Source organism: Paenibacillus sp. NFR01, assembly GCF_900111565.1.
GTDB lineage: Bacteria > Bacillota > Bacilli > Paenibacillales > Paenibacillaceae > Paenibacillus_AQ.
This window is the reverse complement of record NZ_FOIK01000006.1, coordinates 1-16,175: the sequence shown is the minus strand read 5'-3', so window position 1 is coordinate 16,175 and position 16,175 is coordinate 1. Positions and strand designations below refer to the sequence as shown.

General features: G+C 55.0%; 19 protein-coding genes and 1 rRNA gene. 19 read left to right on the top strand and 1 reads right to left on the bottom strand.

Going from position 1 to position 16,175, the window contains the following annotated elements; translation table 11 throughout:
* Positions 1–6: 6 nt before the first annotated feature.
* The 17 genes from BMW84_RS20635 to BMW84_RS20550 all read left to right on the top strand — a co-directional run bounded on the left by BMW84_RS20635 (position 7) and on the right by BMW84_RS20550 (position 14,045).
* Positions 7–621: an undecaprenyl phosphate transporter UptA gene (locus BMW84_RS20635; RefSeq protein WP_091071632.1), complete on the top strand. Its 615-nt coding sequence runs from the start codon at positions 7–9 to the stop codon at positions 619–621.
* The gene (locus BMW84_RS20630; RefSeq protein ID WP_091071631.1) at positions 618–1,184 is read left to right on the top strand and encodes a thioredoxin family protein; all 567 of its coding nucleotides are present in this window, start codon (positions 618–620) and stop codon (positions 1,182–1,184) included. The genes BMW84_RS20635 and BMW84_RS20630 overlap by 4 nt, the downstream gene beginning before the upstream one ends.
* A gap of 1 nt (position 1,185) precedes the next feature.
* Entirely contained in the window at positions 1,186–1,818 is a 633-nt protein-coding gene (locus BMW84_RS20625; protein WP_091071629.1) for an MBL fold metallo-hydrolase, read from the top strand.
* Between the two features lie 445 nt (positions 1,819–2,263).
* Complete coding sequence (gene sigY / locus BMW84_RS20615; RefSeq protein WP_091071626.1) at positions 2,264–2,797, top strand: RNA polymerase sigma factor SigY; 534 nt, start codon at positions 2,264–2,266, stop codon at positions 2,795–2,797.
* A complete protein-coding gene (locus tag BMW84_RS20610) occupies positions 2,787–3,110 on the top strand; it encodes a DUF5345 family protein (protein WP_091071625.1) in 324 nt (107 codons plus the stop codon). Before sigY ends, BMW84_RS20610 begins: the two co-directional genes overlap by 11 nt.
* Positions 3,107–3,358, top strand: a complete 252-nt coding sequence (locus BMW84_RS20605) for a hypothetical protein (protein ID WP_091071624.1) — start codon at positions 3,107–3,109, stop codon at positions 3,356–3,358. Before BMW84_RS20610 ends, BMW84_RS20605 begins: the two co-directional genes overlap by 4 nt.
* Positions 3,355–3,546 carry a PLD nuclease N-terminal domain-containing protein gene (locus BMW84_RS20600; protein ID WP_091071623.1) on the top strand — a complete coding sequence of 64 codons (192 nt, stop codon included), beginning with the start codon at positions 3,355–3,357 and terminating at the stop codon, positions 3,544–3,546. Before BMW84_RS20605 ends, BMW84_RS20600 begins: the two co-directional genes overlap by 4 nt.
* The gene (locus BMW84_RS20595; protein ID WP_091071621.1) at positions 3,546–4,454 is read left to right on the top strand and encodes an ABC transporter ATP-binding protein; all 909 of its coding nucleotides are present in this window, start codon (positions 3,546–3,548) and stop codon (positions 4,452–4,454) included. The genes BMW84_RS20600 and BMW84_RS20595 overlap by 1 nt, the downstream gene beginning before the upstream one ends.
* Positions 4,451–5,221 (top strand): ABC transporter permease subunit, encoded by a 771-nt coding sequence (locus tag BMW84_RS20590; RefSeq protein ID WP_091071620.1) that lies wholly within the window; start codon positions 4,451–4,453, stop codon positions 5,219–5,221. Before BMW84_RS20595 ends, BMW84_RS20590 begins: the two co-directional genes overlap by 4 nt.
* A gap of 156 nt (positions 5,222–5,377) precedes the next feature.
* Positions 5,378–5,761 (top strand): ATPase, encoded by a 384-nt coding sequence (locus BMW84_RS20585; protein WP_091071618.1) that lies wholly within the window; start codon positions 5,378–5,380, stop codon positions 5,759–5,761.
* Positions 5,762–5,901: 140 nt separating this feature from the next.
* On the top strand, positions 5,902–6,189 hold the full coding sequence (gene gatC / locus BMW84_RS20580) for an Asp-tRNA(Asn)/Glu-tRNA(Gln) amidotransferase subunit GatC (protein WP_091071617.1): 288 nt from the start codon (positions 5,902–5,904) through the stop codon (positions 6,187–6,189).
* A gap of 25 nt (positions 6,190–6,214) precedes the next feature.
* Positions 6,215–7,672, top strand: a complete 1,458-nt coding sequence (gene gatA, locus BMW84_RS20575) for an Asp-tRNA(Asn)/Glu-tRNA(Gln) amidotransferase subunit GatA (RefSeq protein ID WP_091071615.1) — start codon at positions 6,215–6,217, stop codon at positions 7,670–7,672.
* 30 nt (positions 7,673–7,702) lie between these two features.
* The gene (gene gatB, locus BMW84_RS20570; protein ID WP_175498943.1) at positions 7,703–9,136 is read left to right on the top strand and encodes an Asp-tRNA(Asn)/Glu-tRNA(Gln) amidotransferase subunit GatB; all 1,434 of its coding nucleotides are present in this window, start codon (positions 7,703–7,705) and stop codon (positions 9,134–9,136) included.
* A gap of 100 nt (positions 9,137–9,236) precedes the next feature.
* Entirely contained in the window at positions 9,237–9,707 is a 471-nt protein-coding gene (locus BMW84_RS20565) for a GNAT family N-acetyltransferase (RefSeq protein ID WP_091071612.1), read from the top strand.
* Positions 9,708–9,749: 42 nt separating this feature from the next.
* A complete protein-coding gene (locus BMW84_RS20560) occupies positions 9,750–11,594 on the top strand; it encodes a DUF4097 family beta strand repeat-containing protein (protein ID WP_254773072.1) in 1,845 nt (614 codons plus the stop codon).
* Positions 11,595–11,711: 117 nt separating this feature from the next.
* The gene (gene perR, locus BMW84_RS20555; protein WP_091071610.1) at positions 11,712–12,143 is read left to right on the top strand and encodes a peroxide-responsive transcriptional repressor PerR; all 432 of its coding nucleotides are present in this window, start codon (positions 11,712–11,714) and stop codon (positions 12,141–12,143) included.
* Positions 12,144–12,323: 180 nt separating this feature from the next.
* Entirely contained in the window at positions 12,324–14,045 is a 1,722-nt protein-coding gene (locus tag BMW84_RS20550; protein ID WP_091071608.1) for a glycosyl hydrolase family 18 protein, read from the top strand.
* Between the two features lie 84 nt (positions 14,046–14,129).
* On the opposite strand, the gene BMW84_RS20545 is transcribed toward BMW84_RS20550, so the two are convergent.
* Complete coding sequence (locus BMW84_RS20545; protein WP_091071607.1) at positions 14,130–14,486, bottom strand: DUF2614 family zinc ribbon-containing protein; 357 nt, start codon at positions 14,484–14,486, stop codon at positions 14,130–14,132.
* A gap of 128 nt (positions 14,487–14,614) precedes the next feature.
* On the opposite strand from BMW84_RS20545, the gene BMW84_RS20540 reads away from it, so the two are divergent.
* Both BMW84_RS20540 and BMW84_RS20535 read left to right on the top strand, forming a co-directional pair.
* Positions 14,615–15,490, top strand: a complete 876-nt coding sequence (locus BMW84_RS20540) for a nucleotidyltransferase-like protein (RefSeq protein WP_175498941.1) — start codon at positions 14,615–14,617, stop codon at positions 15,488–15,490.
* A gap of 370 nt (positions 15,491–15,860) precedes the next feature.
* Positions 15,861–16,175: ribosomal RNA gene (locus BMW84_RS20535) — 16S ribosomal RNA — on the top strand; the annotation flags it as partial.

Sequence of the window (16,175 nt, the reverse complement as noted above, 5' to 3'; positions counted from 1 at the left end):
CTGCTGTTGCATTTTTTTTCAGATATCGTCTCGCAATTGTTTGAGTGGATCCAAAGCCTCGGATACTTCGGAATTATGATTGGACTCATGATCGAGGTGATTCCGAGTGAGATTGTGCTCGCATACGGCGGTTATCTGGTATCGCAGGGAGATATCAATTTTTTCGGAGCGGTTGCATTCGGTACGGTAGGCGGGGTTATCGCCCAAATTTTTGTCTACTGGATCGGACGTTATGGCGGCAGGCCGGTGCTTGAACGTTACGGCAAATATATTTTTATCTCCAAAAAACATATCGATCATTCCGAAGAGTGGTTCAACAAATACGGAACAGGCGTTATTTTTACGGCGCGCTTTATTCCGGTTGTCCGCCATGCCATTTCGGTTCCCGCGGGAATTTCCCGCATGCCGCTGGGCAAGTTCACGCTGCTGACTACGCTTGCAGTCATTCCGTGGAGTGCGCTTTTCGTATACCTTGGCTACACGCTCGGCGATAAATGGGAGACCATTGACGAAGTTGCGGCAACATATACCCATGAGATTATTCTAGGCGCCATCGCGCTCATTATCGTATACTTTTTATTCAAATGGTACAAATCCAAGAAGAAAGGAAGCGGCGTATGAAAAAGAATGTAGCCCACAAATTCGGCCAAGGGCTGACGCCCCGCCAGTTCGTGGAAAGCATGACCCAAAACCAGCAGGCCTTCGAATCCTGGTATGAACGGTTTGCCTGGGAGAATGAAGAGGACAAAGCCTTTTTTGAGAGCTTGAACCACCGCGATGATCTGCGGGTCCTGATTCTGGCGGCCGACTGGTGCGGCGATGTGGTGCGCAATGTACCGGTTGTGTTCCGTATTCTCGAGACTGCCGGCATCAAGACAGAGGTGCTGATTCTGGAAGACAACCAGGACTTAATGGATGACTTCCTGACGATGGGAGGCAGATCGGTTCCGATCGTCATTGTTGCCGATACCGGCGGATACGTGCTCGGCCAATGGGGACCGCGTCCCGCGCATGTGCAATCGCTGATGGTCGCCTTCAAACAGGAGAATCCGGATCGCGAAGCGCCGGACTATGAGAGCCGGATCGCTGAAGTACGCAAGGCTATGGGGCAAGCCTACGGGGAAGGAACGGAATCGCATGCTGTGATTGCCAGCGAGCTGCGCAGCCTGCTTTCCGGGTTATAAGATGATGCTGAACGTAAGATCCTATAACTTAGGCCCGCTGCAGACCAATGCCTATCTCCTGACCGGCGCCGATCCTTCACGGGGCATCATCATCGATCCCGGCATGAATCCGTCCGGACTTATCCGTGCCGTGGCCGACATGGAGATCGAAGCGATCCTGCTGACCCATGCGCATTTCGATCATATCGGCGGCGTGGACGAAATCCGCAAATTGAAGAAATGTCCTGTTTATGTCCATCCGCTGGAGAGCGAATGGCTGACCAGTCCCAAACTAAACGGTTCGCTGATGTGGCCGGAGGTATCCCCGCCGATCTCGACGGAGCCGGCCGAATACGATTTGGCGGAGGGACAAACCCTGAATCTGATTGGTCTGAGCTTTAAGGTTATGCATACGCCGGGGCATTCTCCCGGAAGCGTGAGCTTTTTGTGCGGCAACGATTTGTTCTCCGGCGATGTTTTGTTCCGGCTTGGCGTCGGACGTACCGACCTTCCCGGCGGCAGGGAGAACGATCTGGTCAACTCGCTACGCGGCAAGCTGTACCGACTGGACGACGAAGTCAAAGTGTATCCGGGACATGGTCCGCGGACATCCATCGGGTTCGAGAAAAGCCGCAATCCGTACGTACAGCTGTAAACGGGCCTCAGGGTCCGGGCATGGCAAACGGGAAATTTTTGATGGACAAAAGACTACAAAGTTGCTACAATGACGTTAATTAAATGTAACATTTACATCGCGAAGCACGCAGACTGAGGAATTTATCCCGGTTTGCGTTCTTTTTTTATGTCTATCCCCAGCCGGAGGCCGCAGATGTCAAAGAAGGACTTCTTCTATTACATGGATTACCCTCAGCCGTATCAGCGGAAAGAACCCGTCATCCGGGAAAGCGCGAAGCTTGACGGAGAGCCGAGCAATCGCTTGGGGAACGAGGTTCTTTTTTGGCATTTTCCCGGAATGACGGGAGGAATCCAGCCTTGGCGGCGCCGCTTATGGGAACTGCAAAATCATTCGAATCACGATTGAACGAAATGAGGGGTATACTCGTAATAATTGCGTGAAAGTAATCCTGCAGGAGGCGCCCATGAGCGATCGTATGGCGGAAAGAATTGAATCGGCCCGGAACGGGGACAGGGAAGCACTCTCGGTTCTGCTGCGCGAGCATTATTCTTTTCTGCACCATTATTTAATCAAAGCGACGATGGACCCGCTGCTCGCGGAAGAGCTCACCCAGGATACGATGGTCCGCTGCATCGAAAAAATAGCCACGTACAACGGGCAGTCGGCGTTCTCCTCATGGCTCATTACGATCGCCACCCGCCTGTACATCGACCGGAAACGGCGCTGGCGGCTGGAAGCCGATTGGCTGCGCAGGGAGCAGGGTCTTCGCAACATCCGCTGGAAGTTCGCAAGCCGGAACATGGAATGGAGCGAGTTGCTGGACGTTTTATCCGGGCTGCCGTCCGCCCAGCGCATTGCCGTGCTGCTGAAGCATTATTACGGATACAGCTACGATGAGATCGGCGCCATCATGGGAATCCCCCCGGGAACGGCCAAATCGCGTGTCGCTGCCGGAGTCAAAGAACTGAGAAAGGAGCTGGGCGACGGTGAATTCTAATACGGAAGATGAATTGCTGCGCAAGCTATCGGAAGACATGCGGAAGCTGGACACGGTGTTCGATGAGACGGTGCCTTCGGATGCTGCCTTTATGCGGCTGATCGCCGAAACGAATATGCGCAGAAAGCGGCGGGAGCGCCGGGAATCGCTGCTCTTCGTCATTCTCTCCTTTATTCTCGTGGCTGCATGTCTGGCCGGACTGGGTTATATCCCCGTATTGTACGTTGCGCTTCAGACGCTGATACCGGCCGCGGCGCTTGTCGTGGCGGCGGCAGCTCGGATCAGACAACGCAGAGAGGATGCGGAGCATTGAACGAACAAAAGGATTTGCCGCTTTGGTTCTGGATCTGTCTGGGCATTTTTCTGCTGATACAGGGCAATCTGCTGTTCCGTGATGCACGCAAGCGCGGAAGAAAAGCCTGGTTCTGGGGGTTATGGGGGATTACGGGCACGCCTACGCCGGTCATCTGTTATTTGCTGTTCGTCGTATGGCTGGACCGAAGAAGGGCAAGAAAGTTGAAGACGGAACGGAATGAAACGAAAGGTGGGGAACGGGAATGAACGGTGCGGATGTGAAGCTGCTGCTGCCGCTGTTTGTGCTTCAATTGCTGCTGGCTGTTATCGGGTTGATCTCGCTGGCCCGGGCGGAACGGGTGCGCGGACCGAAATGGCTGTGGGTCATTATCATTGTCTTTGGCAATATGCTGGGCAGTATCGCCTATTTTGTTGTAGGAAGGAAAGATGCCTGATGCCGCTGCTGAGGGTTCATCAATTGGCTAAAAGCTACGGGAACCGGCGCTCCGTGTACGGCATTAGCTTTGAGATCGAAGCGGGACAATGCGTTGCGCTGCTCGGTCCAAACGGTGCCGGGAAAACGACGACGCTGCGGATGCTTGCCGGGCTGCTCGCGCCGACGTCGGGCGACATCCGGTTTGACGGCGCTCCGGCCGGTGCGGATATCCGCCGACTGCTCGGATATTTGCCGCAGGCGCCGGCCTTTTACGGCTGGATGAGCGGCCGGGAGTATATGAGCTTTGCGGCAAAGCTCAGCGGCTTAAGCAGCCGGGATGCCGACAAGCAAGCGGCTGTTATGCTGGAACGGGTGGGGCTAGGCGAGGCGGCCCGCCGGAAGATCTCCGGTTACTCCGGCGGCATGAAGCAGCGCCTGGGGCTGGCTCAAGCCCTCGTCCACCGGCCGCGCCTGCTGCTGCTGGATGAGCCGGTGTCGGCGCTGGATCCGATCGGCCGCCGGGAAGTGATGGAGCTGCTTCGCGACATCCGCAAGGAGACGACGGTCATGTTCTCCACGCATGTGCTGCATGATGCGGAAGAAATCTGCGATGATATTATTCTGCTCAATAAGGGAGCCATTGCCGAGCAAGGACCGCTGTCTAAATTGCGTACCGCTTACAGCCTGCCGATCATCCGCCTCACCGTGGAGAGCGGCGCGCAGGGGTGGCTAGAGCAGATTGGAGCTGCGCCGTTTGTCATTGAAGCGCGGATTACCGGCGGGCAGGCCAGCTTCAATGTGAACGACCTGGAGCAGGCGCGGCAATTCGTCCTTCAGGAGGCCGCCGGCAAGAAGATTCCGCTGCTCCAGTTCGAAGCCGGTTCTTCCACGCTTGAAGACTTGTTCATGAAGGTGGTGGGCTCGTGAGAAACGGCTGGATTCTTTATAAGAAGGAACTGCTGGAGACGCTGCGCAGCTACAAGCTGCTCTGGATTCCGATCGTCTTTCTGATCCTGGGCGTCATGCAGCCGATCAGCGCGTATTATTTGCCGGAGATTCTGAAGCAGGCCGGCGAGGTTCCGCCAGGGCTGCTGGACAGCTATACCGTTCCTGCCGCCGGGCAAGTCATGGCGGAGGCGCTGGGGCAATACGGCACCATCGGCATGCTGGTACTCGCGCTCGGCACGATGAACGTGCTGGCCGGTGAACGGGCCAGCGGTACCGCCGAGCTGCTGCTGGTGCGGCCGCTCTCCGCGGCAGCCATCGCGCTGGCCAAGTGGGCGGCGCAGCTCACCTTGCTCGCCGCCGCGCTGCTGGCGGGTGCCGCCGGTGCCGCCTACTATACCGAGGCGCTTATCGGCGGCCTGGATTACGGCGCAGTGGGTTCCGCCGTTCTGCTCTATGGGCTTTGGCTGCTCTGCGGGCTGTCGCTTACGCTGCTCTTCAGCGCTTGGCTGCGCGGCCCGGCTGCCGCATGCCTTGCCTTGCTGACCGTGGCAGTGCTGGCTGTCGCCCATAGCGTGCTGCCGCATGCCCTGTCCTGGACGCCTGCGTCATTGTCGGGCTTGTCAGCACAGGCGTTGACGGAGGGCGGCGGGAAGATCGCCGGCCCGGTTATTTCCGCGGTGCTCCTGATTGTGCTATGCATTGGCGGCGCAGCGCTGCTGGTCCGCAGACAGCATTCGCCGGAATAAGACAGCGTTTTCTGCCGAATGCTCTCGATTTTCAGAATATTTTCTGCGAAATTTTCATGAACAAGCCTCCCGCTGCTGGACAGCACTATTATTTTTTAGTAGACTGTTGAAACAAGCAGGACCAAATGATAGATTCTGGGGTCGGGAGGCAGGACGATGCTGCGTTTAGGGGAGAAAATTGTCATTGTCGCGGACGCTTTTGAACAGAGTCTTCCTATCGGAGACTATGGCTATCTGATTGCATACGACCGCAATCCTGACAACGCGTTTGATTATGTTATTCGCGTACCTCAAGCGAACCGTAATTTTTACGTTACCGCGGAGGATGTCGAGGCGGAGGAACAATTGCTGGAAGCCGAGGCTGAACGGGCAACGCATGAAGCGCTGATCGATTATGCCTTGTTTACGCACAATGAGAAGCTGTTCCATCATCTGATGAACGGCGAGCAAACCGTTGAGGAAGAGACAGAGAAGACCACCAAAGAAAGCATGTCCCAGGCGGAGTTCATCAAGCAGGTGAATCTGCGCGCGTGGATTTAAGAAATATCTCATATGATAAGTAGAGCCGGCGAATGCCGGCTTTTTTGTTGTGCTCCGCGCATTGAATTGTCCAGGCTTCTACAATATAATTAGAAAAGTTATCCGGGCGCTTTAGCCCTTTAAACAGGAGGGATATTTCAATGAGCATCACCGTCAAGGACGTGCAGCATGTGGCCAGGCTGGCCCGCCTGCATCTAAGCCCGGAAGAAGAGGCGACCTTTACCGAACAAATGAATGCGATTTTACAATATGCGGAGAAATTGAACGAGCTGGATACGGACAATGTCAGACCGACGACCCATGTGCTGCAAGTCAGCAATGTGATGCGCGAGGATGTCGTCAAGGAAAGCCTGTCACGGGAGGACGCGCTGCTGAACGCGCCGGACCACGAGGACGGACATTTCAAAGTGCCGGCGGTGCTGGAATAAGAATTATAGATGAGGAGGAACAAAGTTGAGCCTGTTTCAATACCGATTGCCCGAAGTACATAACATGCTGCACGGCAAGCAGATTTCCGTCAGCGAGCTGGCGGAGGAGGCGTTTGCCGCCATCGCAAGGCATGATGCCAAGGTTCATGCCTTTTTGACGTTGAACGAGGAAGGCGCGCGCGCGGCGGCGCGGGCGCTTGACGATAAGCTGGCTTCGGGTGAAACGCGCGGCCTGCTGTTTGGCCTGCCTGCCGGCATTAAGGACAATATCGTGACCAAAGGGCTGCGCACCACCTGCGCCAGCCAGTTTTTAGCCAACTTTGATCCTGTTTACGACGCCAGCGTCGTAACTAAGCTGCATGCGGCCGATGCCGTGACGATTGGCAAGCTGAACATGGACGAATTCGCCATGGGCGGCTCCAATGAAAATTCATCCTTCGGTCCGGTCCGCAATCCATGGAATCTGGAGCATGTGCCCGGCGGGTCCAGCGGCGGCTCGGCCGCTGCGGTGGCAGCCGGCGAAGTGTTCTTCGCGCTCGGCTCGGATACCGGCGGCTCGATCCGCCAGCCGGCTTCCTATTGCGGCGTAGTCGGATTGAAGCCGACTTACGGCCTTGTCTCGCGCTACGGCTTGATCGCCTTCGCATCCTCGCTGGACCAGATCGGTCCGGTGACCCGGACCGTCGAAGATTCGGCTTATGTGCTGCAGGCCATCGCCGGTTACGACGCTCAAGACTCGACTTCGGCGAAGGTCGACATTCCCGACTACCTGAGCGCCCTGACCGGCGACATCTCGGGTCTGCGGATTGCCGTGCCGAAGGAATACATTGGCCAGGGCGTAGATCCGGCCGTGCGTGACACGGTGCTTGCGGCCCTGAAGGTGCTGGAAAGCCTCGGCGCAACCTGGGAGGAAGTCTCCCTTCCGCATACCGAATATGCGGTCGCCGCTTATTATCTGCTGTCTTCTTCGGAGGCTTCTTCCAACCTGGCCCGCTTTGACGGCGTACGCTACGGCGTGCGCGTGGACGAAGGCGGCGGTTTGCTTGACCTGTATCACCAGTCCCGCAGCCGCGGCTTCGGTCCGGAAGTCAAACGCCGGATCATGCTCGGAACGTACGCGCTCAGCTCCGGTTATTATGACGCATATTATTTGAAGGCTCAGAAGGTCCGCACGCTGATCAAGCAGGATTTTGATGAAGTCTTCCAAAACTACGATGTCGTGATCGGACCGACCGCCCCAACGACAGCCTTCAAGCTTGGCTCGCAGACGGAAGATCCGCTGACGATGTATTTGAATGATATTCTGACGATTCCGGTGAGCCTCGCGGGCATTCCGGCAATCAGCGTGCCTTGCGGTTTCGCGGATGGACTGCCGGTCGGCCTGCAAATCATCGGCAAGGAATTTGACGAACATACCCTGCTGCGCGTGGCACATGCCTACGAACAGCATACGGAACATCATAAAGCGCGCCCGCAGCTGTAGCCTGCGGCCCCTAAAGGAAGGAGGATCACGATGTCCAATTATGAAACTGTTATCGGGCTGGAGGTTCACGTCGAACTGCATACGAAGTCCAAAATTTTTTGCGGATGCTCTACGGCCTTCGGTGCTCCGGCCAATACCCATACCTGTCCCGTTTGCCTCGGCCATCCCGGCGTGCTGCCGGTTCTAAACCGCCAGGCGGTGGAATATGCCATGAAAGCGGCGATGGCGCTGAACTGCACGATCGGCGACGTCAGCAAATTCGACCGCAAAAACTACTTCTATCCGGATTCCCCGAAGGCATACCAGATCTCTCAATACGATCAGCCGATCGGCCTGAACGGCTGGATCGACATCGAAGTGAACGGCGAAACGAAGCGCATCGGCATTACCCGGCTGCATCTGGAGGAAGATGCCGGTAAGCTCACGCATGTGGACGGAGGTTTCGCTTCGCTGGTTGACTTCAACCGGGTAGGTACGCCGCTGATCGAGATCGTGTCTGAGCCGGATCTCCGTTCGCCGGAGGAAGCGCGGGCTTATCTGGAGAAAATCCGTGCCATCATGCAGTATTGCGACGTATCCGACGTCAAGATGGAAGAAGGCTCGATGCGCTGCGACGCCAACATTAGCCTTCGCCCTTACGGACAGAAGGAATTCGGCATCCGTGCCGAACTGAAGAACATGAACTCGTTCCGCGGCGTGCTGCGCGGCTTGGAATACGAGCAGTTCCGCCAAGCGGAGATTCTGGACGATGGCGGCGAAGTCGAGCAGGAGACCCGGCGCTGGGACGAAGTTGCCGGCAAAACCTTGTCGATGCGCGGCAAAGAAGAAGCGCATGACTACCGCTATTTCCCGGATCCCGACCTGATTGTGCTGCATATCGATGAAGCCTGGAAGGAATCCATCCGCAGCACGATTCCCGAGCTTCCGGATGCGCGAAAGGCGCGTTACAGCGAGGAATTCGGCCTTACCGCCTATGATGCGGGCATTCTGACCGCCTCCAAGCCGCTGGCAGACTTTTTCGAAGGCAGCCTGGCCTATACGAAGGATGCGAAACAAATCGCGAACTGGATGATGGGTGACCTGCTTGCCTACCTGAACGGCAACAATCTGGAGCTGTCCGCGGTGAAGATTACGCCGCAGGGCCTCGGCGAAATGGTTAACCTGATTGCCGCCGGCACCATCAGCAGCAAAATCGCCAAAACCGTCTTTAAAGAAATGCTGGACAGCGGCAAGCTCCCGGGCGTCATCGTTGAAGAAAAGGGACTCGTACAGATCAGCGACGAAGGGGCCATCAAGAAGATCGTGGAAGATGTCGTTGCGGCCAACCCGCAATCCGTAGAGGATTACAAAGCGGGCAAACAGAAAGCCATCGGCTTCCTCGTCGGCCAGGTCATGAAAGAAAGCAAGGGAAAAGCAAATCCCGGACTGGTAAACACGCTTCTGGCCGAAGTGCTCAGCCGCTAGACGTTAACGCCTTTCGGGGTATATATGTATTGAACCAATGGCTTGGGGCTTGCCGGTTTACGGCAGGCCCTTAAGCGGCATAATAGGGGGTTATGCGGCAATGAATACGATTCAGAAGCTGGATTTGCGGGACGATGTTACCGTAAGCGAGCTGTGGAGCCTGCAGCATAAGGCTTATCGCCTTGAAGCCGAACTCATCGGATTTCATGAAATACCGCCGCTGCTGGAAACGAGGGATATGTTAAGACAGTCCCACGAGACCTTTTACGGCAGCTTCGACGCCGAAGAGGGGCTTGCGGGAGCCGTGGCCGTGATGGAAGAGGCGCCGGGCATTCTTACCGTAACCCGGATGATGGTGCACCCGGACCATTTCCGCAGAGGCGTCGCCGGAAGCCTGCTCACCCATGTGTTTGCCTGCTATCCGTCCATGCGGCAGTTCATTGTTTCCACAGGGAAGCTGAACGAGCCTGCGGTTGCGCTGTACAGGAAGCATGGCTTTGTTCCTTTTAGTGTGGAGGAAGTGGCTCCGGGTGTGGAGCTGATTGAATTTCACCGCGGCGGGAAGCTTTAAGGCCCGCACAACATATGCTAATTCTTAAGGAGGAGTCCGGAAATGAACCCCGGCCAGGACCACGATTCAACACTGGAGGAGCAGAATCCGCCGCTGATTCCTCCCCGTACCAAAGCTCGTCCCCGCAAAAGCAAATTTTTAGCCGGACTGTTCAGTGCGCTGATCCCTGGCACGGGACATTTGTACTTGGGCTTTTTGCGCAAAGGAATTACCTTTATTTTCATCATTTTGCTTGATTTGGCGTGCATGCTGTATTTTTCATCGATCGGCATGCAGGTCAATGTGCCGCTGCTGGTGCTGCTGGGGCTGCTGATCCCGGCGCTGTATTTCTATAACCTGTTCGATGTGCTGCAATCGGCGGACCGCCAGGGTGGCTTTGCCGGAACCCCGAAAGGGCGCCGGCGAAGCATCCAAGGCTGGCAAAATATCCGTTTTGGCTTGATGCTGGTCCTCGGCGGGACGGCGATGTTTTTGTTCCGGCAGAAGCCGGAGTGGCTGCAGCGGTTTATCGACCAGCAAGGCAGCCTGGCGGTAAGCGTGGCATTGATGGGCGGCGGGGTGTGGCTTGCCATTCGCGAGGCAGTTAAGCATTTGCTGGACGGCCGCGGAGCCGTGCCGAGGATTCGCCGTGTTGGCCGATACACCGCAGCGGCAACGCTTGTTTCGATGGGGGTTTTGCTGCTGATCGATGCCCGCAGCGGCTCGGATTTGCTCTACCTGATGCTGAAATGGTGGCCTGCGGCAGCGGTTCTATGGGGACTTGAGTATATTTTCATCTCGTTGTTCGTTTTCCGGAAAAAAGGCCGCGGGAAGAAGCCTGCTGCGAAAGCGCGGATGGATCTCCGCGGGCTCTTCGCCGCCCTTGTGCTTTCCGTCAGTGTTTTTATTGTCGCCGAGCAGGAGCATTATTTGCATCTGTGGAATAAAGTCAGCCTGAATTTGACGACGGCTGCAGCGGAATATGGAGAAGCGGAAGGAAGCCGGTTCGATAAAATGCCGCTGCATGTTCCGGTGGAGCTGCGTACAGCCAAAATCACGATCGAAGGCATTAACGGGGATATTTTGATCCATCGCGCACCCGTGAAGGATGTGGTGATCGGTTCGACCGTATGGGTCGATCAGCTGGACGGGGCGCTGGCCGCGGCGGTGGCCGAACAATCGTTTGTCAGTGCCGAGGGTGGCGCGGCCATAAAGATTACTACGGTCAACAAGTCGTACGGGGATTCGGGCAAACGCCAGCCGCGCGTCGATCTCGATATCTCCGTGCCGGACAACCGGCGCTTTAATCTGCAGGTGCGAACCATGAACGGCGACATCACGCTGCAGAATGTGGAGGCCATCGGGAACATTGCATTGGAGACGGGGAACGGGGAACTGATTCTCCACCGCATTTTCGGCGACGTTGAAGGGAAGACCTTAAACGGCGCCGTACGGGTAAGAGAGGTGCAAGGCGGTGTCAACCTGTCGACCAGCGGCGGGAATATGGACGCCTGGGATGTCAGCGGTGCGCTGCAGCTGACCACGGCGGTGGGCCATATTTCAGCGGTGCGCAGCGGGGATGATCTTTCGCTGTCGACCAAAAACGGGAACGTAAACATCGACGGAGCAAGAATGAAGGTACAGGCGGAGTCGCTGAACGGCATCATCGGCATCCGGACGGCGGAGGTAGGCGGAGACTGGGATGTCTACAGCGCGGTCGGCGACATTGACCTTGCCCTTCCGGAGGAAGGCAATTACAAGCTTGACGGATCCAGCAGCTACGGGGATTTAACCACGGATATTCCCGGCTTTTCCATTGAGAAGAAAACGATCTCCGGCAAGACGGGAACCGGCGAGTTCAAGCTGCATATCGAAGGAAACAGCAATATTAATGTGAAGAAATATTGAAATAAAAAATTTTTCTTATATAATAATAAATATAATATAATAGTTACATTGACAACGCCGAAAGCCCGGTTTTACAATGACAATATCTTTGTTTGAAATTTAAAGGCGGTGGAATGAATGGGTAGTGGTGTACAGCACGCTTTGGAACAATTGAAAACTACCGGTGTCCGTATTACGCCCCAGCGTCATGCGATTCTTACGTATTTGATGGAATCGCTCAACCATCCGACGGCGGACGATATTTATCGTGCGCTCGAACCCCAGTTTCCCAGCATGAGCGTGGCGACGGTGTACAACAATCTCAAGATGTTCATGGAGGCCGGCATGGTCCGCGAATTGACCTATGGCGACAGCTCCAGCCGCTTTGATGCGAACGTATCCGATCACTATCACGTCATCTGCCAGGAATGCGGCAAAATCGAAGACTTCAGCTACCCTTCTCTGCATGAAGTGGAGGAGCAGGCCGAGAAAGCTACCGGCTTCAAAATTCACGGTCTGCGCATGGAGCTTTATGGAGTCTGCAAAGGCTGCAGCGAACAGAAACACTAGTTCCTTTATCACTCAATCGCATATGCATACCTTCCGAAACGTGCCGGTTCCCCAAGCGGGGGCCGCGCGTTTTTTTGTTTTTACCAAAAAGATTTACGCGACCAACCAGCCGTTCGAGGCGTATACTTACATTGGAAGACCAACCTATCAATCTATCTCTTTCACATATGGAGGTTTATTTTGAACCGGACACAAATTCATCGCCGTTCCAGGCGGCGCGGCAGGCTGTTCCGCCGTTTGCTGGGACTCGTACTTGTTGCTCTTGCCGCATACTGGGTTATTTATCAGGTTCTGCCGAACCGGCTGCATATCGAACCGGAATGGAGAAGCGTGGACAAACCGATTTTCGTGCATGGCGAAATGACCGGCTATTCGGCATCCGGAACCGGGGACGGCCTGCTGCTGCCCCTGCCGTTTTTACAGAAATACGTGGATTCGTCCATACGATATGAGGAAGGCACCAAATCGGTTATTTTGACGACGGCCAATGATCTTCTGTACATGCAGGAGAATTCCACCGATGCGAGCTTGAACAATAAGCCGATGCAATTGCGCCTGGCGCCGGAAGACCAGTCGGGCACAACGTTTCTGCCGGCCGACACGCTGGAGAGCCTGTACGGCTTTGAGGTGGAGGAGGACACCGAGACCGGCTCAGTGCTGCTGATGACGGCAGGGGAGAGCGTACCGCTGGGTAAAGTAAAAGGAAACGAAGGGGACCGCACCCGGGCCCTGAGAAGCGAAGCTTCAATTCATGCGCCGATCCTGGCGGACATGACTCCAGGCACGGTCGTGAAGATCTGGAACTCCGATAACGAAGACTGGTTGTATGTGCAAATGAACAGTGGCTACGCCGGTTATGTCAAAAAGGACGATATTCTCTCCGCCGGGCAAAAGACGGTCGAACCGCTGCCGGTCGTGCCTACCCGGGCTGAGCGCAGCTGGAAAGGCAAAGCGGTGAACCTGTACTGGGAAGCGGTATACGAACGCAACCCGAACCCGCAGAAGTTCGGCGCGATGCCGGGCGTCAATGTCGCCAGCCCAACCTGGTTCCGGATCGTGGACAATGACGGCAACGTGCGCAGCCAGGCGGACAAGTCTTATGTAGCGTGGGCGCATGCCAAAGGGATGGAAGTATGGGGTCTGCTGAGCAACAGTTTTGAGCCGGACCTGACGACCGTAGCATTGTCTACCTACGAGCGGCGGATGAACACCATCGTGCAGATGCTGGCCTACGCCGATTTGTACAATTTGGACGGCATCAATATCGATTTTGAAAATGTCTACACCAAAGATAAGGCGAACGTGACCCAGTTTATGCGGGAGCTGAAGCCGATGGCCCAGGCCAAAAATCTCATCATTTCGATGGACGTCACGCCTAAATCAAACAGTGAAATGTGGTCGCTGTTTCTGGACCGCAAGGCGCTGGGCGAGGTCGTCGATTTTCTGATTGTGATGGCCTACGATGAGCATTGGGCGTCCAGCCCGGTGGCGGGTTCGGTAGCTTCACTGCCATGGGCCGGCTCATCCGTGAGCCGGATCATCGAGGAAGACGGCGTTCCTGCCGAGAAGCTTATTCTAGGCGTGCCGCTGTATACCCGCATTTGGTCCGAAACTACGGAAAAAGGGGAAACCAAGCTCAGTTCCAAGGCGGTAAGCATGAACGCGGTACAAGAGATCATCGCGGAGAAAAAGCTGAAGCCGGTGCTCGACGAAGCGGCAGGCCAGCATTATGTAGAATACAAAGAGGACGGTGCAGCAAAAAAAATCTGGATCGAAGACAAGCTGTCGCTGGAAGCCCGGGTCAAGCTCGCCAAATCGTTTCAGCTCGGGGGAATCGCTTCTTGGAACCGCAGTTTTGCCAATGCCGAGGCGTGGGAAGCACTCCAGGGCATTCATAAGTAACCTGTATAGCCTAAAAAAATGAGGGTGTCCCAAAGCCTTGGTCGGCTGCGGGACGCCCTCATTGCATGTTTGAAAAGATGGTTATCATTCCGTGCGTTCGAGCTGCTCCGCCGTTACGGTCGCCAGCTGCGGGTCGCGGGTCAAGATCGTATGGCAGAACATACAGCGGTCGGTTTTACCTAGCATTTTGGTTAGCTTGCGGCATTCGGGACATTCCAGCTGCACGGCGCTGGTCGAGAGCATGCCGGCCCAGAAATAAATCGCTAGGCTGGCCATCATGGCCACCAAGCCGATGACGAGACCGACGGCGGCAATAACTTTTCCCGCGGAACCCCAAAATACGATGCCGGCGGTGCCGAGGATCATCAGGCCCATCCCCAGCAGCGTAAGCAACAGTCCCCATGTGCGAAAAGCATTGATTTTAGCCGATTTAAACTTCATGAGTACCTTCTCCTCGCTAAAATATAGTTAGGCGGTGCAGGAGGAACTGACATGAATATGTAGAATATTAATGTTCAAGTGAATTATAACTGACTGACGCAAATTCGCCAAATTTGATGGAGGGAAGTATGGAACTGTCTAATTTGACTTTGACCAGTGGAGAGATTTTTGACAGGAATGTTCTCGGTGCCGTCGCATTGCGGCAAATGGACCAGCCGCCTGCTCAAAGCGCGCTTCTTCACGATTTCGATATGGTAGTCCTGATGCTTCATGCGGATAAATATAACGAAAGAACCCTTACCCATACCTTTAACGGAGACAAGCGCACGCAGACGATCCATGTGGGACTTCCGGCGTTGGAACGTGCCGTCCTGCGCGGGGACAACAATGAATTGTTGACCAGTCTGATGGAAGGGGAGGTCATTTGGGACCCCCAGGGTATTCTGGGCGAAATGAGGCATGAAATTCTCACCTTCAGCAAGGCGCTTAAAGAGCGAGTGCTGCTGGTGGAGTTTGCACGGTTTCTGCATTTGAACGTGAAGGCTAAACGTTACCTGGATGCAGGCTGCACCATGGATGCTTACAATTGCGTGCTTATTGCTTTGTATCATTGGGCAAGAATCGAAGTGGCCGAAGCCGGGCTGTTTCCCCAACCTGCGGTGTGGGAGCAGGTCAAACATTTGAATTCTCCCGTATATAAGCTGTATGAAGAACTTACAGTCAGTACCGAAACGCTGGAGCAGCGGGTAGAGTTGATTCTGCTTGGCTGCGAGTTTACGCTGATGTCGAAGATGGCGTACTGCTGCGGGCTGCTGCTGGATACCCTCGGAAGCCGGAAGGGGACCTGGAGCGTCAAGGATCTGCTTGAGCACCCCGACCTTTGTCAGCTCGAAGCGGAACTGCCTTTTGTGTTACGAAAAATGGTGAGTCGCTCGCTTATCAAAGAAATCACCGATTGGGCCGCCGATAATGGAGCCGGGCATGTTATCCGTTATACGCTTTAGTACAGCTGTTTCGGAGTTAATTCCGGATAGACAAGGGAGAGGCGCAAGCCTCTCTTTTTTATGCGAAATAATTAGTGTTGACTCCTCTGTAAAAGATGTGTTAAATTATAACTCGTCCCTCGGAAACGTCGGTTTGTGAAAAACGCTGACGCAAAGCCGCCGAAAAAAGAAATTAAAAAAACGGTTGACTAAATCGAGGGTAACATGATATATTATAAAAGTCGCTGCTGACAAGCGGATGACACGAAAACGAAGTTTGATCTTTGAAAACTGAACAACGAGTGAGTATTAAATGAGAATGCAAATTCTCGTCAGATGTTTCAAAATGAGCGAATCGCTCTTTCGATTTTAAGCGCTGTCATAAGCGCCTTTAATGGAGAGTTTGATCCTGGCTCAGGACGAACGCTGGCGGCGTGCCTAATACATGCAAGTCGAGCGGAGTTTATCCTTCGGGGTAAGCTTAGCGGCGGACGGGTGAGTAACACGTAGGCAACCTGCCCCATGAACTGGGATAACTACCGGAAACGGTAGCTAATACCGGATAATTCCTCTTTTCGCCTGAAGGGAGGATGAAAGACGGAGCAATCTGTCATCACGGGATGGGCCTGCGGCGCATTAGCTAGTTGGTGGGGTAACGGCTCACCAAGGCGACGATGCGTAGCCGACCTGAGAGGGTGAACGGCCA